18 protein-coding genes are annotated in these 21,349 nt (G+C 42.1%); 10 read left to right on the top strand and 8 right to left on the bottom strand.

Annotated elements, in window-relative coordinates:
• Positions 1-135: 135 nt before the first annotated feature.
• A complete protein-coding gene (gene asnB / locus MHB69_RS05200) occupies positions 136-1,977 on the bottom strand; it encodes an asparagine synthase (glutamine-hydrolyzing) (RefSeq protein ID WP_340899032.1) in 1,842 nt (613 codons plus the stop codon).
• Positions 1,978-2,131: 154 nt separating this feature from the next.
• Between asnB and MHB69_RS05195 the strand changes: the two genes are divergently transcribed.
• Positions 2,132-2,659 (top strand): DUF2777 family protein, encoded by a 528-nt coding sequence (locus MHB69_RS05195; RefSeq protein WP_340899033.1) that lies wholly within the window; start codon positions 2,132-2,134, stop codon positions 2,657-2,659.
• 38 nt (positions 2,660-2,697) lie between these two features.
• Here the strand turns inward: MHB69_RS05195 and MHB69_RS05190 are convergent, their stop codons facing one another.
• Together MHB69_RS05190 and MHB69_RS05185 are read right to left on the bottom strand one after the other, a co-directional pair.
• On the bottom strand, positions 2,698-3,066 hold the full coding sequence (locus tag MHB69_RS05190; RefSeq protein ID WP_034282135.1) for a YisL family protein: 369 nt from the start codon (positions 3,064-3,066) through the stop codon (positions 2,698-2,700).
• A 92-nt stretch (positions 3,067-3,158) separates the two neighbouring features.
• Positions 3,159-4,064 (bottom strand): fumarylacetoacetate hydrolase family protein, encoded by a 906-nt coding sequence (locus MHB69_RS05185; protein WP_070325686.1) that lies wholly within the window; start codon positions 4,062-4,064, stop codon positions 3,159-3,161.
• Positions 4,065-5,061: 997 nt separating this feature from the next.
• Between MHB69_RS05185 and MHB69_RS05180 the strand changes: the two genes are divergently transcribed.
• From MHB69_RS05180 to MHB69_RS05145, 8 genes are all read left to right on the top strand, one after another.
• Positions 5,062-6,156, top strand: coding sequence for a CotH kinase family protein (locus MHB69_RS05180; RefSeq protein ID WP_340899038.1), 1,095 nt, complete (start codon positions 5,062-5,064; stop codon positions 6,154-6,156).
• Between the two features lie 122 nt (positions 6,157-6,278).
• On the top strand, positions 6,279-6,440 hold the full coding sequence (locus tag MHB69_RS05175; RefSeq protein WP_029707539.1) for an aspartyl-phosphate phosphatase Spo0E family protein: 162 nt from the start codon (positions 6,279-6,281) through the stop codon (positions 6,438-6,440).
• Between the two features lie 125 nt (positions 6,441-6,565).
• The gene (locus MHB69_RS05170) at positions 6,566-6,787 is read left to right on the top strand and encodes a spore germination protein (protein WP_003211745.1); all 222 of its coding nucleotides are present in this window, start codon (positions 6,566-6,568) and stop codon (positions 6,785-6,787) included.
• Positions 6,788-6,801: 14 nt separating this feature from the next.
• Positions 6,802-7,035 (top strand): spore germination protein GerPB, encoded by a 234-nt coding sequence (locus tag MHB69_RS05165; RefSeq protein WP_003210877.1) that lies wholly within the window; start codon positions 6,802-6,804, stop codon positions 7,033-7,035.
• A gap of 30 nt (positions 7,036-7,065) precedes the next feature.
• Positions 7,066-7,680 (top strand): spore germination protein GerPC, encoded by a 615-nt coding sequence (gene gerPC, locus MHB69_RS05160; RefSeq protein WP_340899040.1) that lies wholly within the window; start codon positions 7,066-7,068, stop codon positions 7,678-7,680.
• Positions 7,677-7,853: a germination protein GerPD gene (locus MHB69_RS05155; protein WP_003210893.1), complete on the top strand. Its 177-nt coding sequence runs from the start codon at positions 7,677-7,679 to the stop codon at positions 7,851-7,853. Before gerPC ends, MHB69_RS05155 begins: the two co-directional genes overlap by 4 nt.
• Positions 7,853-8,284 carry a spore germination protein GerPE gene (locus tag MHB69_RS05150; RefSeq protein ID WP_070325683.1) on the top strand — a complete coding sequence of 144 codons (432 nt, stop codon included), beginning with the start codon at positions 7,853-7,855 and terminating at the stop codon, positions 8,282-8,284. The genes MHB69_RS05155 and MHB69_RS05150 overlap by 1 nt, the downstream gene beginning before the upstream one ends.
• Positions 8,285-8,306: 22 nt before the next feature.
• Positions 8,307-8,525: a spore germination protein gene (locus tag MHB69_RS05145; protein WP_003211468.1), complete on the top strand. Its 219-nt coding sequence runs from the start codon at positions 8,307-8,309 to the stop codon at positions 8,523-8,525.
• A gap of 47 nt (positions 8,526-8,572) precedes the next feature.
• Here the strand turns inward: MHB69_RS05145 and MHB69_RS05140 are convergent, their stop codons facing one another.
• Genes MHB69_RS05140 through addB form a run of 5 tightly spaced genes read right to left on the bottom strand, consistent with a single transcriptional unit; the run spans position 8,573 to position 20,677 of the window.
• Entirely contained in the window at positions 8,573-8,872 is a 300-nt protein-coding gene (locus MHB69_RS05140) for a hypothetical protein (RefSeq protein ID WP_034282144.1), read from the bottom strand.
• A 19-nt stretch (positions 8,873-8,891) separates the two neighbouring features.
• Positions 8,892-12,287, bottom strand: coding sequence for an SMC family ATPase (locus tag MHB69_RS05135; RefSeq protein WP_340899041.1), 3,396 nt, complete (start codon positions 12,285-12,287; stop codon positions 8,892-8,894).
• Positions 12,284-13,459: an exonuclease subunit SbcD gene (sbcD, locus tag MHB69_RS05130; RefSeq protein WP_070325681.1), complete on the bottom strand. Its 1,176-nt coding sequence runs from the start codon at positions 13,457-13,459 to the stop codon at positions 12,284-12,286. Before sbcD ends, MHB69_RS05135 begins: the two co-directional genes overlap by 4 nt.
• A gap of 26 nt (positions 13,460-13,485) precedes the next feature.
• A complete protein-coding gene (addA, locus tag MHB69_RS05125; protein ID WP_340899042.1) occupies positions 13,486-17,190 on the bottom strand; it encodes a helicase-exonuclease AddAB subunit AddA in 3,705 nt (1,234 codons plus the stop codon).
• Positions 17,168-20,677 (bottom strand): helicase-exonuclease AddAB subunit AddB, encoded by a 3,510-nt coding sequence (gene addB, locus MHB69_RS05120; RefSeq protein ID WP_342496062.1) that lies wholly within the window; start codon positions 20,675-20,677, stop codon positions 17,168-17,170. Before addB ends, addA begins: the two co-directional genes overlap by 23 nt.
• A gap of 152 nt (positions 20,678-20,829) precedes the next feature.
• Here addB and MHB69_RS05115 point away from each other — a divergent pair, with 152 nt between their 5' ends.
• On the top strand, positions 20,830-21,276 hold the full coding sequence (locus tag MHB69_RS05115) for a ferritin-like domain-containing protein (RefSeq protein ID WP_034282153.1): 447 nt from the start codon (positions 20,830-20,832) through the stop codon (positions 21,274-21,276).
• Positions 21,277-21,349 lie beyond the last annotated feature (73 nt).

Genomic DNA, 21,349 nt, shown 5'->3' with positions numbered 1-21,349 from the left:
TCCAAATTAATTCACTTTAAGTTAATTATACAAATTAGAAAGATTAGATCAACTTTTGATGTGCTCAAAAAGTCTCATGTTATGTATCAAAAAAGCCGGCTTCCTTTCAACAAGTGCAAGAAAGCCGACCCCTTATTACGCTTCTATATCAATTCGATACGTTTCAAACCAATGATGAATCTGTGCAAGATGGGCAATCAACTGCGGGCCCTTCATGAGCTGGCCATACCATGGCACATGAAAAGATGCTCCTTCCGTTTCAATCAGCTGCTTTAATTGATGTGGGTCTAAAAATTCGTGAAGTACAGAGTCTTTTTGCGCGAGGCAGTCTGTTAACATCTCTTTCACAGCCTGAGTATAGGCTGGATGATGTGTTTTCGGATAAGGACTCTTCTTTCGATAAAGCACTTCATTCGGTAAAATTCCCTCTAATGCTTTTCGTAAAACCCCTTTTTCACGATTTCCATGCATTTTCATTTCCCAAGGAATATTCCACACATATTCGACAAGACGATGATCTGCAAATGGCACACGTACCTCAAGACTAGCTCCCATACTCATTCGATCTTTTCGATCAAGCAGTGTTGTCATAAACCAGATCATATTTAAGTAAAAAAGTTCTCTACGGGCTTTATCAACGCCAGTTTCTCCATCTAAAAGAGGCGTTTCTGCCACCGTTTCTTCATATTTGCTTTGCGCGTATTCCTTAAGTGACAGCTTTTTTTGCCACGAGTCTTGCAGGAGCTGAGTTCTCGCTTCAGTCGATCTCATCCAAGGAAAACCATTCGTTTCATTTTCCATATGGAACCAAGGGTAGCCGCCAAAGATTTCATCAGCACATTCACCTGACAAGCCAACAACGAAGTCCTTTTTAATTTCTCGGCAAAACCAAAGCAAGGAAGAATCAATATCTGCCATACCCGGTAAGTCTCGAACCTCAACGGCTTCCTTCAAATAGGAAGCGAGCTCTTTTTGTCCAATGATACAGCTGTGATGATTCGTTTGAAACGCTTTTGTCATTTGATCAATCCATGGGCCGTCAGCATTCGGCTGGAATTGATTTGCCTCAAAGAATTGATCGTTTCCTTCGTAGTCAATGGAATACGTATGAAGCGGTGCTTCCCTTATTTTCTCAAAGTGCTTAGCGGCAATGGCAGTAATGGCACTAGAATCGACGCCACCAGATAAAAATGTACATACAGGCACATCAGAGACGAGCTGTCTTGTCACGGCATCTGTAAAGAGATGCTTAATGTGCTGTGCGGTGTCATCAAGTGAGTCGGTATGCTCCTTGCTTTTGACATTCCAATATCTCCACACGCGCAGTCCGTCTTTTGAAAAGGTCAAGGCATGTGCAGGTCTCAGCTCTTTTATCCCTTTAAACACTCCTTGACCTGGTGTTCTTGACGGTCCTAAGCCAAAGATCTCCGACAGCCCTTCATAATCGACTTTTGCTTTGATATCAGGGTGAGCAAGAAGTGCTTTGATCTCTGAACCAAATAAGAAGGAATGATGACGTTCTGTATAGAAAAATGGCTTGACGCCTAGCCGGTCTCTCCCTGCAAATAACAATTCACGCTCACTATCCCAGATCACAAATGCAAAAATGCCATTAAAATGGGAGACACACTCTTCCTTCCATTCTGTATAGGCATGAAGAAGAACTTCTGTATCAGAATGCCCAAGAAAGCGGTGCCCCCTTTTTAATAATTCTTTTCTTATATCCTCCGTGTTATAGAGCTCTCCATTGTATACAATCGTATAAGCATGGTTTTGATGTGTATATGTCATCGGCTGCTTTCCGCCTTCTACATCTACCACCGCTAACCTTTTATGCCCGAAAAGAACGTGCTCACTTTTCCACGTATTTGTATCATCTGGCCCTCTTTTAGATAATGTATCTGTCATTTGATTGATTACATGATCCTGTTGGATGAGCTGCTTTTTAAAGTCTGCCCAGCCTGTAATTCCACACATCATCATCAGCTCCCATCCGTTTTTCCTCAAGTGTTCTCATTCAGCCTTTCTTAGTTTATGCATCGTTTCCTTGATAGTTGATTTGTCCTTTTTTCCCGGCGTATAGGACAAGCTTGATTTGGTAAGAAAAGAAAGAAGAAAGGAGCTTTTGCAAATGGAAAATCGAATGAAGCAGCTTGAACGCTGCAGCCGAAGATGGTGTAACGGGTATTTGCTCATTGAAAACGGGCATTGTCTGATTGAAGATGAAGAAGGAGAGATCATGCTGCCAGAAAGTCTTCAAAGCACAATGATCTGTTTGAAGGAAAATGACCAATGGACAAAAGGGGAATTGCTCGGTTCTATGATTCTTCATGAAAACGGGCAGCTAATAGAAGTACAGGGAGGAGAAAACATTCAATATACGGCGTCCCTTGCCAAAGGATGGCTTGATCTTCTCATGTTCGTACCGGAAAACGTTTTTGATCACATCCTTGACCAGATAGAGCAGCTTGGTTTTTCCGTCTATGATTGTGTTTTCTCTTCCTTTCATTCAATGCAGCGCGTCTCTTTCTTTCAGTTTTCGACAGATACGCAATCACTTGCACTTCAATGTCACTATGAGCCTGCAGCCAGCCACATTCATTTTGAATGGACCACTTCAGACGGACAACGGATCGTTTCACAATTTGATGCCACATAAAAAGGACACTGCTTCGTATAAGCAATGCCCTTTTTATATTAAAAGATATGGAAACCGATCGGCAGACGTAAACCGAGAAGAATGGTCACAATCGCAAATACGATAAACCCAATCAACACACCAGTCACCGATTTTCCTTTTTTCTTGCGCACTAGGACCATTTCCATGAAACCGATCACGAGGATACCGAGAATCATTTTTCCAATATACTCGCCCCCGAAACCTGGAATTTTCATTCCTGTGCGAACATACAATTCTACGCCTGTTGCGATAATGATCAAGTAGAATAAGCGAACGATCATGTGCACAATTTTAGCGCCTTTGTCGTTTTTACCTGCAAGAGCAAAGGCTACGAAGAATAAAATAATCCCCAGCACCCATGCTGTGATATGTAAATGTGTTCCCATTTGTGATTTCCCCCTTTATCAGAACAAGTACCTTCTCATCGTACCACGAAATAAGTCGAACACAAAGCGACAATCCTGTGTCATCACGCGCTTTATTTGACGTGATTTGTCAGCGTTCCAATCGGTTCAATTGTGATGTCAATTCGATCTCCAGAAGCTAAAAACTTAGGCGGTTCAAAGCCCTTCCCTACCCCAGAAGGTGTACCTGTTGCAATGATGTCACCCGCTTCTAATGTCATCCCTTTTGAAAGAGTGGAGACAATGTCTTCAATTGTGAAGATCATTAATTCCGTACTGGCAGACTGACGAACCTCTCCGTTTACCTTTGTTTCCACATGGAGCGCACCATGGTCCTCGATCATTGACTTATGAACGATATAAGGTCCTATCGGACAGGTAGCATCTAAGCTCTTGCCAATGAAAAATTGTTTATGTTTTTTCTGCAAATCTCTTGCCGTCACATCATTTAAAATGGTGTAACCGAATATATAATCTTGGACCTCTTCAGGAGCAATGTTTTTCCCTGATTTGCCCATCACAATGGCAAGCTCTCCTTCATAATCCAGTTCACTGGTCACACCTTCATGAAGAAGAATGTCCGCTTCGTGTCCAATGACAGAAGTAGGTGCCTTTGTAAAAATCATCACGTCTTTAGGAATATCCGCCGCACTTCCCATCTCCATGACATGGTCTTGATAATTCTTTCCGACACACATGATGTTTTTAGACGGCTTTGGAATCGGCGCATGGAGTTTCACGTCCGAAAGCGGATATACATAAGAACCGCGGTCTTCTTCTTTTTTCTCAGCCCAATCAAGAAGCTGTCCTACATGTTCAACAAACTTGTCCCCCATTTTGATACACTCAGATAAAGAGTTTGGCAGTGTCTCAAGCTCAAATAATTTGGCTTCTGCCTTTTTGACGTCCATCACCCATTCATCATCAATGACTACCCCAATAAACATGCTGCTATGTATCTCACCTGTAAAAAACTTCATGTCTTCCCCTCACAATCTTCATTTCGCTAAGTTATGATGTCTCATTTTATTTCTCTACGAAATAAAAAAAACCCTTTTTTATCATACTCTCTTTTAAAAAGGGTTTCAAAAATGATGATTGAATGCTTAGCGGAAACGGCGGTACTCCCACATGTTCCCTTGATCCCATTTACGCTCAACATTTATTCTATTTCTGGAACGATGCGACTTCTTTCCACATCTTCGGCAAGAGCGGCTGCGTTTATGGTGATGAGAACGTTTAGATCGATGGCTGCGGCGCGACTTTCGGCTCTTCTTATTGTGGGATCTGTGCTTGCTGCGATGTGACTTGCGGCAGCTCTTCTTATGATGAGATCTGCATTTGCTGCGGCGCGACTTGCGGCAGCTCTTCTTATGGTGCGATCTGCATTTGCTGCGGTGTGACTTGCGGCAGCTCTTCTTATGATGAGATCTGCATTTGCTGCGATGTGACTTTTTCGGTTCGCTCTTTTTGCTTCTGTAAGATTTTTTGCTTTTATATGACTTTTTACTCTTCATGCTTTTCTTCGAACGATAGCTTTTCTTAGAGCGATAACTTTTCTTTGAACGATAGCTTCTGTAGCTTTTTTTACTGCGGCGTGATTTACGGCGTCCACCACCGCCAAAGAACCAATGACCGCGACTTGAATGACGAGAACGAGCTGACTTATGCGAACGTCTCGATTCTGGTTCACGATCTAAGTGATGATCACGTCCCTCACTTCGAAGTGAAGCTACTGCATGTTCAATGTGTGAATGATCAAATGTACTCACGAACAATTCCCCTCCCAGTCTATCTTCGACAAAACAAACAGACAAAGCTGTTTATCTTCTCTGCTTTATGTTACGAGACTCGGTAGACAAGTGTTCGTGACGAATGCCTCTTTCCTTGAAAACTCCATGAATACCTACCAGCCGGTACAGGACATTCCTTCACTTTCATATCGTAAAGAAGAGCATATAGGAGGCTGATGAACATATGAACACAGAACCTTTAAAACAACTTGATATGTGGATTCATCCAAAGGACCTGATTGAATTAAAAAAAGACATTTGGAACGATGAACCTGTTGAAGCTATTCTAAAAAACGGCCAAACCAAATCACATATTTATGCTTCATACCGCGGATCGCACATTAGAAAGCTTAAGAAAAAGTCCTATCAAATTGAATACCGAAAGCCAAAACAAAGACAAGGCGAATCCATCTTTCATTTAAATGCAGAGTACAATGATCCGTCGTTTATCCGAAACAGGCTGTCCTTTTATTTCTTTGAGCAGATGGGGGTGCACAGCCCAGCCGCTTCTCATGTGTTTCTCACCATAAATGGAAGAAAAGAAGGGATTTATTTGAAAATAGAATCTGTCGATGAGTTCTTTCTTCAAAAACGGCAGCTTTCAGGAGGCGGCATTTATTATGCGGTTGATGATGACGCGAACTTCTCCCTTTTGAGTTCTTTTGATAAAAAACCAAAAAAGCACCTTCTTCTCGGATATGAGAAAAAAACGGGGACTTCTCAACATGATCAGCGGCTGAGCGAATTTATTTACTTTCTCAACACAGCGAAAGATGACACTTTTGCAGAAAAAATTGAACAATACCTAGATGTGACACAGTATTTCCGCTGGCTCATCGGTGTGGTATGCACACAAAACTTTGATGGTTTTGTTCATAACTACGCTCTTTATGTAAATGAACAAGGGAGGTTTCAAGTACTTCCTTGGGATTATGATGCAACATGGGGTCGTGACATTCATGGAGAAGAAATGCCGTTTGATTATATCCCAGTAAACGGGTTTAATACATTAACTGCTAGATTACTAGATATCCCTTCGTTTAAAAGAGCCTATTACACACTTTTCCAGCATGTACTCGATACACATTTTGTAGAAGACCGGCTCTGCCCAATCATAGAGAAATGGCATGAATCGATTGAGGATCGAATTGGAGATGATCCATATACGAAAGGCCGAAAAGACATCTTGCAGTCTGAAAGAGACTTAATCCGGCAATATATCAACAAAAGACGACGTTATTTACAGACTGAGATCAAAAAAGAGATTTTTGGTACGTAAGAACACTTTCGAATTTTGTCACTTTATTACTCATATTGACGAAACAGCTTTTTTTATAGAAAAATAGGGTATACTAACCATATCCTTCTATTTGATAAAAAATGTGAGAGTTGGCGTCCGTTATGATCAATTATGAAATTGAACAAAAAAGATTACATTTAATTGAGACTGCAAAAAAATTCGGGATGAATGCCGAAGAAACGATCAGGTGCAGTCAAGAGCTTGACACACTCTTAAATAAAGGCATCAAATCCACCTCTAAAGATTGCTCAAAAAAAGGGTAAACCATACATCTAATTCCTCTCATCAAAAGCTTTCAAAAAGACAATCACACATTAAAAGACCCATCATAAGCTATGGTGAAACGCCCAAAACAAGTGCCCTAATTTTATAAAGGATGTGCACCGCTATGCCGGCTATTGTGGGAGCCTTTAAAGTAAATGCCGTCGGAACGAGCGGAGTCGTTCATGTTGGAGACTGCATCACTATTTCTCCAAATAGTCAGGTTAAAACGTTTGCTGGCGCAGGCAGTTTTAATACTGGTGATCAATTGCGAATTAGCAACTACAAAAGTGTGACAAATACGTACGACAGTGATGTCATTGATCAACCGCTTGTTGGTAACTTGTAAGGAGTGAGGATCCGTTGAACTTCTATATTAATCAAGCGATACAAATTAATTATTTACGTGTAGAGTCTGTAAGTAACTCCTCTGTTCTGCAAATTGGGAGTGCTGGATCCATCAAGGCCCTTTCCAACCTGTATAACACGGGAAGCTACGTAGAAGCAGCGCCTGCCGCAGCAGGTACACAAGGAATTGAAGAATCTCAAGGCGCAAGCACAGCACCTTTTGTACCGCTTCAGTCACCAACAACTTAAGTCATCTGCAATCCCCGGAGGTGTATGTAAATGTATGATTATCAGAGCAACGCTTCACAGGTATATGGCATCATTCAAAAACACTCGCAACAAATCATGATGCTTGAAAAAAGGCTTAACGAGCTTCAGCAGGAAATACAAATGATCAAAGATAAACCGACAACGAATATTGAACGGATTGATTATCAATTTGATCAACTGAAAATCGAACGGCTGGAAGGAACGCTGAATATCGGCCTCAATCCATCTGATCCAAACAGTGTTCAAAACTTTGAAGTGGGCCAAACAACAACCCCGGGAATTGGAATGATGCAGCAAGAAATGGCTGATCAATTTTTCAATCAAACACGGCAGCTTGTCGATGCATTTTTAAATGAAGAAGCTCCAGAACTTCTTGAAGAACTAGAACAGCGATATGAAGGGTCCCTCGATGAAAGCAACAAACTCCATATCATTGAGGATATTCGCAAGCAAATTGACAGCAGGATCAAATACTATGCGGGACAGCTGCCACACCGGGAAGAAATGACACCGCTGCAGCGTTCAGAGCAAATTGCTGAATATGTGAAGCATGATGTAAAGCGGGCGATTGAGCACTTTTTAGCCCATATTCCAAGTGAAACGAAAGGAGAGGAAAACGGATGAATTTCACAGTTGTCAACCGCAACATCGAGACCGGAAGCATTAAAGTAGTCGGGGTTTCGTCCTCTTCCCTGTTTATCATCGGGGACACAGACCATGTACAATTATCCTCGATTTTCGATACACCGCCAGAATCACTGATTATTGGCCCGTTTGTTCCTCTGGCACCTCGATAATGATCAAGCGCACATCTAAAGTGAAGTTCTCAAAGGTGAATTCTGTCGGGATTTCGAGTGTGGTTCAAATTGGTGATACACAAGAGCTGTGCCCGAAAGTCAAGGTATTAGCTGTTCAACGAACCATTAGTTTGTTTTATGGCTATGAAGCAGAAAATTTAGATGCGAAAGAATTTGAAGTGTATTATGAGCCCATTCCATTGATGCTGCCAGAACGATCAGTGAGAACGGCATTTTACCATGAAAAGCCTGTGATTAAAGTGTCTTCAATCCATGTAGAAGGGGTATCATCGTCCTCTGTCTATCAAATCGGCTCTACTTGTAGAATGAATGGCGTTGCGCGAGTGAAGCATATTAGAGAGCTGTTTAGCAATGATGAAAGTCCGCAAAACTCACAAATGGACCTACCTGCGCATATGATGTTGATATGACTTCGAATAAAGGATGTCGATTATGCCAGCAATTGTCGGACCCATTTACATTAACTCTATTTCTGGAGGCGTCGTAAACGTCGGTGACTCATTCTACCTGTCGCCTAAAAGTTCGTCAAAATCTGCTTTAGGCTCTGGAGCGGGGAATACCGGAGATTTCTTGATATTAAATAATGGCATTAGCGCCACCAACTATGTGGATCCTGACTTAAATGATCAGAATATGGTAGGCAATGCATAAAGCAGCTCCTCTACACCCATTTCAAATAGAGGAGCGCTTTTTTATGCTTATTTTTTTCTGCGCTGTCTCGATTTTTTCGTTTTGACCAGCTTGCTTGCCGGCTGTTTCCGAATCCATTTGATGTACGAAGCAAGCTTTTCATCCTGCCTCAGCGCATCAATTGTATTCAAACGTGCGGCAAGCTCCTGGTTTGTAAAGAGGGCATGTACTTGTTTATGACAAGGGATGCATAGGAAGGCAGTCGGTAAAAAAGCCCCGCCCTCTTCTCTTGGCGTTAAGTGATGTTCTGTGAGCAGGACATCTTGTCTTCCGCACATCTCACATAATCCAATTGTTTGCTTTGCCACCGTGTCATCACCTCAATATTTACATTAATTCCATTGAGACTGTTGTCCCTTTCCCGCTTGGATCTGCTGGATGGACAATCAGTTTTTTCGGCAGCCGCATTTTCAATTCTTCCACATGGCTGATGACACCAACAGCTAAGTTTTGAGACTGTAATTTCTCTAATGCGGTAATCACTGTATCGAGCAAGTCTTGATCAAGGGTACCAAAGCCTTCATCAAGGAAAAAGAATTGCAGCGGGAACTCACCTCTCAGCTGAATCTGCGCTGAAAGAGCTAGTGCAAGCGCAAGCGACGTCAGGAAGGTTTCCCCGCCGGACAAGCTGGACACTGGACGTCTGACACCGCCATTCGCATCATCACGCATGACAAAGCCGCCTTCTGAATCAACTTCAATCGCATACCTTTGTCTTGTCAAAATACCAAGACGGGCAGATGCATCACGACTGACACTTTCCAGCTGTTCTTCTGCTAAGAACTCAACAAATGTATTTCCTTTAAACACGGTTTGCAGCTTATCGAGCCGATCAATTTCTTGCTGCAGCTCCGCCAAGCGTTCATGAATACTTGCAAATCGCTGGTGATTCTCTTCCATTACACGCAGATGTTCATATGCAGAGCCGCTCATCACTGTTGCTTCTTCCAATGCCTTCTCTGCCGCTTCTTTCCTCAGTTGAATATCAGTCCACTGCTTTTCATCTAGTGACTCATCTTTCAGCAGCTCAGAAATTCGCTTTAAGTTTGCGGCACATTGCTTTCTTTTATCCTCAAATTCGTCAATTTCCTGTTTAACCGAGTGACGTACTGCCTGATTCATAAAAGCAGATTCAATCTCTTGAGGCTTATCAAAAGGAGAAGACTCCGATTCTTTAGCCCATGCTGCACTTGCTTCTTGTTTTCTCCGGTCAGCCTCTTGAAGCTGACGCTCACAGCTTGAAAAATGACTTTGTGCTTCACTAAAGAGCTCCTGTGCGTGCTGTAATTGCTTGTACGATTGCTGTTCCATTTCATTGAGACGAGCAAGCGTGTGTTCAACTTCGATTAGTTCATCAGAAATAGAGACAGCTTTCAATGGATATCTCCCTAAATCTGTTTCATATTGATAAATGAGCTGCTGCTGGCTTTCTAGCTGATGCGCTAGTTTATCAAGTTCCTTCTCTACATCATATATGGCTGTTTGCAGCTGTTCTTTTGCCTGCTGTTTTTCTTCCAAAAATGAAATACTTTTCTCAATACGCTCTTTATAGCCTTCCGCTTGCTGGTCCTTTTCGTCGATCTGCTTTTGCATCTCTTGTACTTGGTGCAATGTAAAGTGCGGGAAGGTCTGTTCAAATTGAGACGTTTGCTCTGAAAGCTCAGATTGAAGCTCCTTGATCAGCCCGTCTAATTCTTCGATACGCTGCTGATCAAATGTCATTTGATCTTTCGTCTTGCTTATCTCTGCTGCTTGATCGTATGTTTCATCCATTAAACGAGCTCGTTTACGTTCAACTTCTTGAATATCTTGTTTCAAGCCTTTCCATTCTTGCATGAGATACTGCAAGGACTCCGGCTTTTGCACTGCTTCTACTGCTGCTGCAACTTCCGCACCTGGAGCTTTCTGAGATAAAAAGGCAAACTGCTTTACTAATTGATTGGCGTGCGTTTCCAATAACTGCTTGGCGGCATACATGTCTCTTGTATATTCCTCTGCCTGCTTGAGCTCTGTGTCCATCCGTTGAATCACTTCATCGATTTGTGCCACTGTTTCTTCATGGTCATTGTTTTCCAATGCCTTTGGGTCATGATGAATCGATCCACAAACAGGACATGGCTCACCATCTACGAGCTCTGCCGCTAATTCTTTTCTTAATTCTGCAGCCCTAACAGCATCACGCTGTTTTAATTTTGTGAGCTTCTGACTTTGTTCTCTTTTACTCCATTCTGTAAAAGCCCGTTCGAATTCACATACATAGAAATAGAGCTGTTCAATCGCTTGAAACGATTGGTCTATTTTTTCATGATGGTCTTTTTGCTGTTTTTGAAGCTTTTCATATGCTGCTGCGGTCTGTGTTGATCGCTTTTTGAGCTTCTCCATCTTTTGTTCTTCCTTGTGTATGCTTTGGTGTATTCTTTGAACATTTTCGCTTAAACGCAAAGCATCCTGTACACTTTTTCGTTCTTTTACAGAGACTTGTAATTGCTCCAGCTCACGCTTCAGCTGTGTTTGTTTTGCCAGTGCACGTTCTAACAAAGATTGGAGATTGTCTGCTTCTTCTTTTTTTTGTAATAATTGCTGCGCTGTATCGTTTTTTCGCTGTTCGATTGCCGTCTTTTCCTGAAGAGCCGCCTCTTTTTTCCGTTCAATTTCCTTTAGCTGAAGCAGCTGCTCTTTCTTTTGAAGAAGTTCTGGCTCAGTTTCTATTTTCTTTTGCCTTGCTTGCTCATAGTTCTGTGTCATTTGATCATAGATCGTTCGTTGATGCAGTAGCTGATTTTCTGCTTCCTGCTTCTCTTTTAATGCTTGAGAAAGCTGATTTTCAGCCTTTGTTAATGCATCCGCATAAGGCTTTAATGCCTCTGCCTGCTCAGCAATATGAAGCTTGGCCTTTTTCTCTTCCATTGATGGTGCCAGTTGATTCAGATGGTTTAGTTCCGTCTCATAAGCTTCTCGTTCCTTTTGATACTGCCAAATTGTTTGCGCCTTTGTAAAAGCAGTGAACGCTTCATCCCGCGCTTGTTTTTTCTCATGAAAAATAGCCTTTGCCTGCTCAGCCGCTTCCTTTGCCTTTGCGAGCGCCTCTGGGCCAGCTTCTCCTAAGCCATTCAGCTCAGCAAGCAGTTCATTTTTTTGTCCATACTGATTCTGCGCTTTTGCGCGCAAACGTTTAACGAGCTGATCCCCATATTTTTCCAGGTTAAACAAACGCTGTAGCATTTGTCGTCTATCGGCTCCTTTTAGGGAAAGGAATTCTGCAAACTTCCCTTGAGGCAGGACAACCGCTCGCGTAAAATCATCAATGGTTAACCCGAGTAATTCTTCTATTTTACGATTGACCTCACTCGCTTTATCTGCAAGAACTGTCTGTGTATCCCCAATTTCAATCAGACGGCATAGTGTCGTTCTGACTTTCATTTCATCTGCCCGCTTGAAAGCACGTTCGACTTTATAAGAAATGTGGTGTTCCTTTTGTAAAGCGAACGTAAAGGAAACTGACAGCTTCTCTTCCGCTTGGTTCAAAATACCATGTGTATTATTTAACGCACGTTCCACTTTGCCATAAAGTGCCAGGGTCATGGCGTCTAATATGGACGACTTTCCGCTTCCTGTCGGTCCAAAAATGCCAAACACACCTGCATCACATAATGAGCTAAAGTCAATTGTTTGTTCTTCTCTGAAGCTATGAAGTCCTTTAATGGTTAGCGTAATCGGCTTCAAGTCGCTTCCTCCTCTTGCATTTCATTGGCGAGCTCCAAAAACAGCTTGACTGTTTTTTCATCAGGAAGACCGCCGCCTGTCTGGCGCTCATAAAATTTCACGAACCGCTCCTCGATTGAGAGCTTTTCGGCTTGCTTTTGTTCTTCCATTTGCTGAAGTTCTTTAAATTTCGGTCTAATATGGACAAACCCGCTATGCTGCTTTCGGAGCTGATGGATCTCTTCTATGGAGAGCTGATCTGTTAAATGAATCTCTAAATCAATCCATGCCTGAAGATCCCGTTTTTCATCCAGCCACTCGTGCACTTGACTCAGTCCCTCAGTTGCCTTCCATTTCACAAGTGGTTTTCCGCTTGATAACAACACTTCTTTCCAGCTTGCTTTTTCATTAGGTTTTGCCTCTACAATTGTGACTGATTTGGCATATCCTGATTCAGAAAAGCTGTAAGCAAGAGGTGACCCGGAATAGCGGGCAATCGTTTTGGCACGCTTGATGGTTTGCGGGCGGTGCAAATGACCAAGGGCCACATAGCAGGCTGCTTCTGGCAGGCTTTCTGCCGCAACGGTATATGCACCGCCTACTTCAATCGGTCTTTCTGAATCTGTTTGACTTCCTCCTGCCACATAAATATGGCTCGTTGCGATATTGACCGTATCGGCTTGAAATTGAGTGCTTAAATGTTGGAACGCTTGCTGTATTTTTAAATTGTAATGATCGCGAAGCAATTTCTCTTCAAATGTTTCAGCCAGCACCTCGTTTAGTCTCGCTTCAGACGGATAAGCGAGTGCTGCAATGGATAAACGTTCACTTGAAGAGGGAACATCGACGCGGATGATGTCATTTGTCGGATAACCAATTAAATGAATCCCCTGATCATTAGTTAAAGGAGATGCGGCAGATAGTCGATCCGGATTATCATGGTTGCCTGAGATGACCACGACCTGACGTTTTCCTTTATCAGATAAGGCGGATAGACTTTCATAAAAAAGCTGTTCTGCTCTAGCAGGCGGATTCACTGTATCAAAGGCGTCTCCAGCCATGACAATGACATCAATGTGTTCGTCTTTTACGATTTGATACAGCTCATCTAAAAACTGTGCTTGCTCATCAAGCCGGCTCCGGCCTTCAAGGGTTTTTCCTAAATGCCAATCTGCCGTATGCAGAATCCTCATGTGATTCACCTCTCATTCCGATACATTTATAATGAAATTTCTAAATTACCATCAAAGAAATAAAGAATTTTCTCCTCTAATGTTCTGTTTGTTAAACGTTCTACTACTTTTGCATATAACGCTATTTGAGTTTCATAGCGCTTTTTCAATATAGGTACAGCTGCTTCAAGACCGCCTGTATATCTGCCTTGCACTCTATCTGTTTTATAATCTAGTAAATATAGTTTTCCATCCGATTCAAATAAACAGTCAATCATCCCTTGAATAAGGACAGGCTCCCCCTCTGCATCAATATGGCTGTATACCTCTTTAACAGGTAACACCATACTAAATGACACTTCTCGTTTCACCCAGTCCGCTTTCAGCAGCTTTTGACCAATAGAAGTAGAGAAGAAAGCTGCAATTCCTTCTTGATCAATTGACTGGACTTGTTCATTTGTTAGCAAGTCTCGCTGCTGTAAGGAATCGAGCAGCTGATGTATACGGATTTCATCAAAGGGCTCGTCAGAAGGAAGCGCAATATGCTGCATGACTGTATGCATTGCGGTGCCTTGCTCTGCGGCAGTGAGTGTTTTTTTCTTCATGAAAGCCGGCCGGTCATACATCGTGGCACGGGCTTTTCGAAGAGAAGAAGGAACACTGTACTCATCCTGTATTTCTTTCATTCTTTTTATCTCGGAAACTGACTGCTTTGTGCCGACTTGTGAGGCCGCTAGGTATGGGTATCTCCATGAAAGTCTCTCTGCTACTTTCTCATCAGCATCACCATATTCTTCAACAGGCAGACCTTCCATCAAAGCTTGTACCACCTCGTCCTGCTGATTCTTTTCAAGTGACATATCTTCTTTTAGAAGATCGGAAGCTTGAGTAAATGAGATCGTGAATGCTGATGGGTGCGACAGAACAACATCACCTGTTTCTTCTAAAATAGATGACATTGCTTGGTGACGGATGAGAGCAGGACCAATAAAATCTAAGTATGTTTTCGATTGATAACGTTCAAAATCAGGGAGGAGCCAGTCCTCTCCAGTTGCAGCATTTTGCCATTTGCTTAATGCCTTCACCTGATTTTTGACAGAGCCGACAAGAAATAATTTTTCCTTAGCCCTTGTGAGCGCTACATATAGAACTCTCAGCTCTTCAGATAATAACTCTTTCCTCATCTTTTTTTTCATTGCCACAAGCGGTAATGTTGCATAGCTAATTCTCAGCTCTGGATGAATATATTTGCTTCCAAATCCTAATTCTTTATCAAGCAAGTAGGACTGGTTTAAGTCCATCATATTAAAGTTTCTGCCGAGTCCTGCGGTAAAGACGACTGGAAATTCTAATCCTTTACTGCTGTGGATCGTCATCATGCGAACAACGTCCTCTGTTTCACTGAACGTTTTTGCCGCACCAAGATCATCTCCACGCTCCTGCATTCTTTCGATAAAACGAAGAAAACGGAACAGCCCTCTAAAGGCAGCTTTTTCATACTGCTTCGCTCGATCATAAAGAGCACGGAGGTTCGCCTGTCTCTGCTTGCCTCCAGGCATCCCGCCAACGTAATCTAGATACTGCGTATCGCGGTATACTTCCCAAATCAATTCCGCTACTGAATGATTCATGGAGAAATCACGCCACTTACGCAGCAACCTGAAAAACCGTTCTAGTTTTTTGCATGTAGGGTGATCTGAATGAGTCACACTCATAAATGCCTTCACAGCATCATAATAAGTGCCTTTTTTATCACTCGTGCGAATTAGTGCCATTTCATTTTCGTCTAAATGAACAATTGGTGATCTTAATACAGCTGCAAGCGGGATATCCTGATATGGATTATCGATGACTTTTAACAGAGAAAGAATCACAGACACCTCTGTTGCTTCAAAATAACCGGAGGAAAGATTCGCATACACAGGGATTCCCTGCTTCTTCAATTCCTCCATCATTTGCGGGGCCCAAGGCATGGAGCGAAGTAAAATCACAATGTCCCGATACTGCAAGTTACGGGTCATTTGCTGTTTTGCATCGTACACTTGAAATGGCTGCTCCACCAATTCTCTTATTTTTTTAGCAATGACTCTCGCTTCTAGTTGTACGGTCTCTAGATCTTCTCGCTCTTCGTCAGTTTCTGCTTCCTGTTGATCTAAATGTACAAGAAGCATTTCTGTCGTTGTATCTTCGCTTTCTGGATAACTAGCTCCAAGCTTTAATTCAGCTTGTTCATCGTAATCAATTTCTCCAACTGTTTCCCCCATCAGCTGTTTGAACAAAAAGTTCGTACTGTCTAACACATCTGAACGGCTGCGGAAGTTTTTATTTAAATCAATTCTTTTCCCTGTTTCTTCGCCGTCTGGTGTAAATTGTTTATATTTGTTTAAAAAGAGCATAGGCTCAGCCAGTCTAAAACGATAAATGGACTGCTTTACATCACCAACCATAAACAGGTTGCCCTCTGCAGCATGTTCCCCTTTAGATACAAGCCTTAAAATCGTTTCCTGTACAAGGTTTGTATCCTGGTATTCATCAACGAGCACTTCTTCAAACTGCTGTTGATAGTACTTGGCCGCTTCTGTTTCAATCAAATTTCCTTCCGCGTCCTGCTCTGCTAAAATGCGTAAGCAATAATGCTCTAAATCCGAAAAATCCACGATTGATTTTTCTTGCTTCGCTCTTTCGAAACGCTGTCCAAATTGGATGACAAGCTCCACAAGTGTTTCGACCACCGGCTTCATTTCAGCTAAGCTTTTCAAATGCTGGGCGGGACTGCGCATAAAGTATTCATCTTTGAGCTTTTCTAGTTGTTTTTTTGCTTGATTGCGTGCATCTGTGGCTTTTTCTAACAGCACAGGGTCATATTCGTCCCCTTTACATGTTTTGAGCCTTTTAAAATTGATGTTTGGCAAAAGCTCGTAAAGCTTCTCAAAATCATCTTGGTGCCTGATTAATTCATTGATCTGCTCTAAATCATCTATAAAATTTTCTGCTCTCGGCGCGGGGCCACCCGGTTCTTTTGATAGGGCGAGAGCTCGTTCGAGCAGTTCAAGACAGCTTCGAAAAACGAGAGAAAGGTCCTCTTTGATATATGGGTAAAACGGTAATTGTTCTACTTTTGTTTGAGCATCTACATCATAAAGAGAAAGGAATGCCCTCATCCATTGTTCAGGTGAAGGATGAGATCTAGAAAATTCATAAATTCTCTTCACAAGCCATTGCAAATCTAAATCATGACGGTCAGAAGTGTAACGATCAACCAGTTCAAAGAACGCTGGCTTTCCAGCCTTATATTCATCCTCAAACAGTTCATCTAACACTTCATCTCCTAATAATTCTCCTTCTGTTTGATCAGCCAAACGAAAGCCTGGATCAAGGTCAATCTCATAGTAAAAGGTGCGCAAAACCTGCAAACAAAAGGAATGCAGGGTGGAAATATTGGCACGATTCATGAGCGACAGCTGTCTTCTCATATGAAGGGACCCGGGGTTCTTAGCTAATTCCTTTTCAAGTGCTTCTGTGATCCGATGCTTCATCTCTGCCGCAGATGCATTTGTGAAAGTCACAACGAGCAGACGATCCACATCAACTGGATCTTCAGGACGGGTCATTTTTCGAATCAGCCGTTCAACCAAAACAGCTGTTTTACCTGACCCTGCCGCCGCCGCAACAAGGATATCTTGTCCTTCTGAAACGATGGCTTCCCACTGGTCATCCGTCCAAGTACTGTTATTCGGTTTTGGTATTTGCATACTGATCCCCTTCTTTTTTGATCCGGTCTATCACAACATCATCCTTTTCAGATGAAAGCACTCTAAATTCATTATCCTCTATCGATTCATCAAATTGGCAAATAGACTTAAATGAACAAAAGCGGCATGGTGTTTGATCCTTCAATTTATATGGATTAATGGCTACCTCGCCATTTGTAATTCTTTCGCCTGCCTCTTCAAACGTGCGCCGAACATGCTGTGTGAGTATATGGAAATGATCTTCACTTAAAACAGCAGAGTCAGAACGGAAAGACCCATCCTTTTTCAAGCCAGCTTGAATGACTTGTGATCTTCCTGATTCAAGCGTTTGATCCATTAGCTTTACCACTTCTACATCTTCAAGCAAAAGACCTTTCATTTTAAATTTCTTGAATATTTCCTGCTCAATTTCATCCTCTGCAAGCGGAATCGGTGCTTGAATGAGCGGATCATGAATATGGAAATATAAAATGCCAGCTGGCGTTGCTTCTACACCGAGCCACTCCTTTGAATACGTAATCGTCAGGTCTAAGTATGTGAGCATTTGCAAGGCCAGCCCATAGTATACTTCTGCTAGATCAAGACCTTTCTCACTCGATTTGTAGTCGACGATTCTCAACAGCAGCCCTTTTGAACCTTCTGCTTTATCCACCCGGTCAATTCTTCCGACAAGCTCCATCGTGCAGCCATTTTTCAATTGAAAAGTAAACGGCGGAAGTGGCCCTTGGCCGCCAAAGCCTAACTCAAGCCCAACGGGAGAAAATCCACTCACTCTTGCATGCTCACTTAATATAGAAGAGACTCGAATCAAGATTTTCTGGAGCTTTTCTTTAATATAAGCATGCCGGTTAGAGCTTAATAGGATTTCCTTTTGAAGACGCGGTGCAAGCTGTTCGATTGCATGTCTTGAATAGTTGACACAGTCATCCTTCGTTAGGTTTTTCCAATCCTTTTTTTGTTCAACAAGCGTATCTGAAATATGCTTTAAGGCCGAGTGAAACAGCTGGCCGATATCGGGTGCTTCCAATTTATAAAATTGCCGGTCCTTTAGTTTTAACCCGTGGGAAGCAAAGTGAGAAAATGCACACGCATTGAATTTCTCCATTCTTGAAACACTGCCTTGAATGTGATCACCATAAAGTTCTTTTGTGACGTTTGGTTTTAAGCGCTTCGCTCGATTTGTAAAAAACAAACTCGACAAGATGTTTTTTGATACATCCCGATGAGATGACGTCATCAAATAATTATAGACACTCCACCATACACCACTGATGGGGTATTGGTTGAGCCATTGCTGCAGCTGCGAGACAGTATACGATAACGAGACATGCTCATTCGCTACAAATTTTAATTGCTCCTTGTCATCCAGCTGTTCCGGGTCTAACACATACAAAGCATGCTCATGATTTGGCATAAGCTCCTGACAATACTTGATAAGAGGCGAAGGCAATAGAGAGCGCCCCTCTTCATCTGACACTGAATAAGACAGATACAAATGATGAGATGGACTCGACAGCGCCTGGTAAATTAAAAATTGCTCATCTAGCAGCCGTTCTTTTCCTGTCTCTGCGAGTTCTGCTCCTGCTCGTTTTAACCACTCCCGGTCATCCTCAGACAAAACACTTTCGTCAGAAGGACGTGCGGGAATAACGCCATCATTTACCCCAATGATAAACATACACTTCACTTGATACATTCTCGATAAATCCATACTTCCGATAAATACTTGGTCGAGTGAAGGCGGAATTAAAGCGAATTTTAAAGAGGCCAATCCTGTATCCATCATCTGTTGGAATAAAGGAAATGAGAGCTCCTCCTCACCGAGCATTTCAACAAATTCATCCATTAATTGAATAACAGCATCCCATACTTGTCCATGCTGCATGGCTTCAGCTAATCTACCTGCTTCTTCAGCTTCCAGCCTAGCCTTTTCAAGTTTATCCGGCACTTGTATTTCCTCTAAGAAGACATAAACTGCCTCTACCATGTCTTTTACCTTTTGCGCTTTTTTCAGCCTTTTTTGCAATTGGAAAAGCGGCGGTGCGATCCATTCCTTTACATCATTCAGCATCTGTTCCATTTCAATTTCTTGATCTGTTTGTCCAAAATCCTCATCTAAGGATTGGAATCGCCTGTAATGGAAACGGGAACCGTTTGTCCAGCGTTCTCCTTTTACACCATAAGCAATACAGTAGTTTTCAAGCTGGTCTGCCTGTTCTCTCGCTTTGTTTTTGGCAAGTTCGAGCGGAAATAAGAACTCTGTCTTCACGCAGCGAAACACGGCCTCATAACGCCAGTTTCCTTTTATGACATCCAAGCTTGAACGAATTAATTCAATGAGCGGATGATACTGCATCGATTCATTTCCATCAATAAAAAATGGAATATCGTAATCTCGAAAAACCTCTTTTAACGTATCTTTATAGTCGTCTACATGCCGCGCTACAATCGAAATATCTCGCAGTCTAAGTCCTTCTTCTCTCACTAAATGAAGAATTTCTCTCGCTACTCCCTCAATTTCAGCTCGTTTACTCGCACTTTTAGACACTGTGAGATGAGGGGTTATTTCCTGATATGGCTTCAACGGTCTCTGCTCATATTGCCGTTCTAAATAAGCAAGATCCGGCGTATGAAGATGACGGTTATTTTTCTCCAAAATGTGCTCAGAAATGGACGCGCCGCACTCTTTAGCAAGCTGATAGAGCTGGAAATACGTTTTACCTGTCATACGAAATAAATCAAGTTCATTTGGCTGTTTATCTTGATAGGAACGATCCACTGTGAAAGCAGCCGTTATTTTCTCAGCATGCAGCAAAAGCTGTTCAATGACGAGAAGCTGCTGCGGTGTAAATTGATAAAAACCATCTATATAAATGTGTGCTCCTTTTATTTCTTCAGATAAAGGAATTTGCTCCGTGAGAAGCGTCAAATAGTCTTCTGAGTGCACATATTCATCTTGTAAATGCTGCTCCATCTGCTGATAAAGAACATGCAGATCATGCAATTTCTCGGCTGCCCGTCTTTCTTCTGTATACTCTGAATGCATGCTCGATAATGAAATTTTTTCAATATCCTCAGGCAGCATGCAGTATCTCTTGAACTCAGCCATCGTCTTTTCGATTTGCTCGACAAACCCCGGCTTATCACTCGCTTTTTTGAATACCTTAAACTTTTCTTTCTCCTCTTCAATCACTTTTCTTAAAAGCATTTGAATTCCTGTGCTTGTCACAAATTGCCGGTTCGCTCCGCCAGTCTGCTGTAAAATAGACCAAGCAAGACGCGTGAAACTAAATACTTTGGCCCTGATCATCCCGCCAGCTTCAGACGTTTTTGCAAGCTCGTATTCCATTAAGAATGTCATTTGATCCGGGACTAAAAAAATGATTGGCGGACCCAACGGATCAAGCCGAAGCTGTTCTTTGATTTCCTCTAAGATTGCAGTCGTTTTTCCACTCCCCGATCTGCCTGCTAAAAACTGAATCTCCACGCTCCACAACACCTTTCTTATGTACTCATATTCTAGCGAAAATAAAAGTAAATAGCTATTTTCCCCTTCTCCTTCCTAAAAAGATATAGGCACCTTTCCTTACTCATCTCATATCATAAACCATCATGAACTCAAAGGAGGCTGGCAATATCATGTATTACGGTTATTACGACTACCCGCCATATGACATGCGCCAAAACACAAGAATCATTTCAGACCTTGAAAAAGCAATCAATGGTGAATATTCTGCGATCCAATGCTACGAAAAACTTGCTCAAAGAGCAAAAACTCCTGAGGCAAAAAAAATCATTCAAGAAATACGCCAGGATGAAGTCAGACACTATCAACTATTTTCAAAGCTGTATTATTCTTTAACAGGTAAAAATCACAAACCAAGCGTAACAGAACCTTGTCCAGATCAATTTAGAGAAGGGCTTCTTTTCGCATTTAAAGATGAACAAAGAACGGTTGATTTTTACTTAACGATATCAGATTATGTCCGGGATCAAGGAACAAAAGAGCTGATGAAACGTATCGCTCAAGATGAACAGCAGCATGCTGTATGGTTTTTATATCTTTTAACGCACCATGTGTCTTAGATAGTCCTATTTTAATAGGAGATCGTATGTTCCGTCAAAAAATGAAATCGGCTTTTTGTTCATTCAATCTATC

Source organism: Bacillus sp. FSL K6-0994, from assembly GCF_038630815.1.
GTDB classification, from domain to species: domain Bacteria; phylum Bacillota; class Bacilli; order Bacillales; family Bacillaceae; genus Bacillus; species Bacillus safensis.
The sequence above is the reverse complement of the archived record's forward strand: the minus strand, read 5'-3'. Positions and strand labels throughout refer to the sequence as shown.

Bases quoted from the DNA above. Each gene is read 5' to 3' on its own strand.
- asnB (WP_340899032.1), bottom strand. From the start codon at position 1,977: ATGTGTGGAATTACAGGCTGGGCAGACTTTAAAAAGCAGCTCATCCAA.
- MHB69_RS05195 (WP_340899033.1), top strand. From the start codon at position 2,132: ATGGAAAATCGAATGAAGCAGCTTGAACGCTGCAGCCGAAGATGGTGT.
- MHB69_RS05190 (WP_034282135.1), bottom strand. From the start codon at position 3,066: ATGGGAACACATTTACATATCACAGCATGGGTGCTGGGGATTATTTTA.
- MHB69_RS05185 (WP_070325686.1), bottom strand. From the start codon at position 4,064: ATGAAGTTTTTTACAGGTGAGATACATAGCAGCATGTTTATTGGGGTA.
- MHB69_RS05180 (WP_340899038.1), top strand. From the start codon at position 5,062: ATGAACACAGAACCTTTAAAACAACTTGATATGTGGATTCATCCAAAG.
- MHB69_RS05175 (WP_029707539.1), top strand. From the start codon at position 6,279: ATGATCAATTATGAAATTGAACAAAAAAGATTACATTTAATTGAGACT.
- MHB69_RS05170 (WP_003211745.1), top strand. From the start codon at position 6,566: ATGCCGGCTATTGTGGGAGCCTTTAAAGTAAATGCCGTCGGAACGAGC.
- gerPC (WP_340899040.1), top strand. From the start codon at position 7,066: ATGTATGATTATCAGAGCAACGCTTCACAGGTATATGGCATCATTCAA.
- MHB69_RS05155 (WP_003210893.1), top strand. From the start codon at position 7,677: ATGAATTTCACAGTTGTCAACCGCAACATCGAGACCGGAAGCATTAAA.
- MHB69_RS05150 (WP_070325683.1), top strand. From the start codon at position 7,853: ATGATCAAGCGCACATCTAAAGTGAAGTTCTCAAAGGTGAATTCTGTC.
- MHB69_RS05145 (WP_003211468.1), top strand. From the start codon at position 8,307: ATGCCAGCAATTGTCGGACCCATTTACATTAACTCTATTTCTGGAGGC.
- sbcD (WP_070325681.1), bottom strand. From the start codon at position 13,459: ATGAGGATTCTGCATACGGCAGATTGGCATTTAGGAAAAACCCTTGAA.
- addA (WP_340899042.1), bottom strand. From the start codon at position 17,190: ATGCAAATACCAAAACCGAATAACAGTACTTGGACGGATGACCAGTGG.
- MHB69_RS05115 (WP_034282153.1), top strand. From the start codon at position 20,830: ATGTATTACGGTTATTACGACTACCCGCCATATGACATGCGCCAAAAC.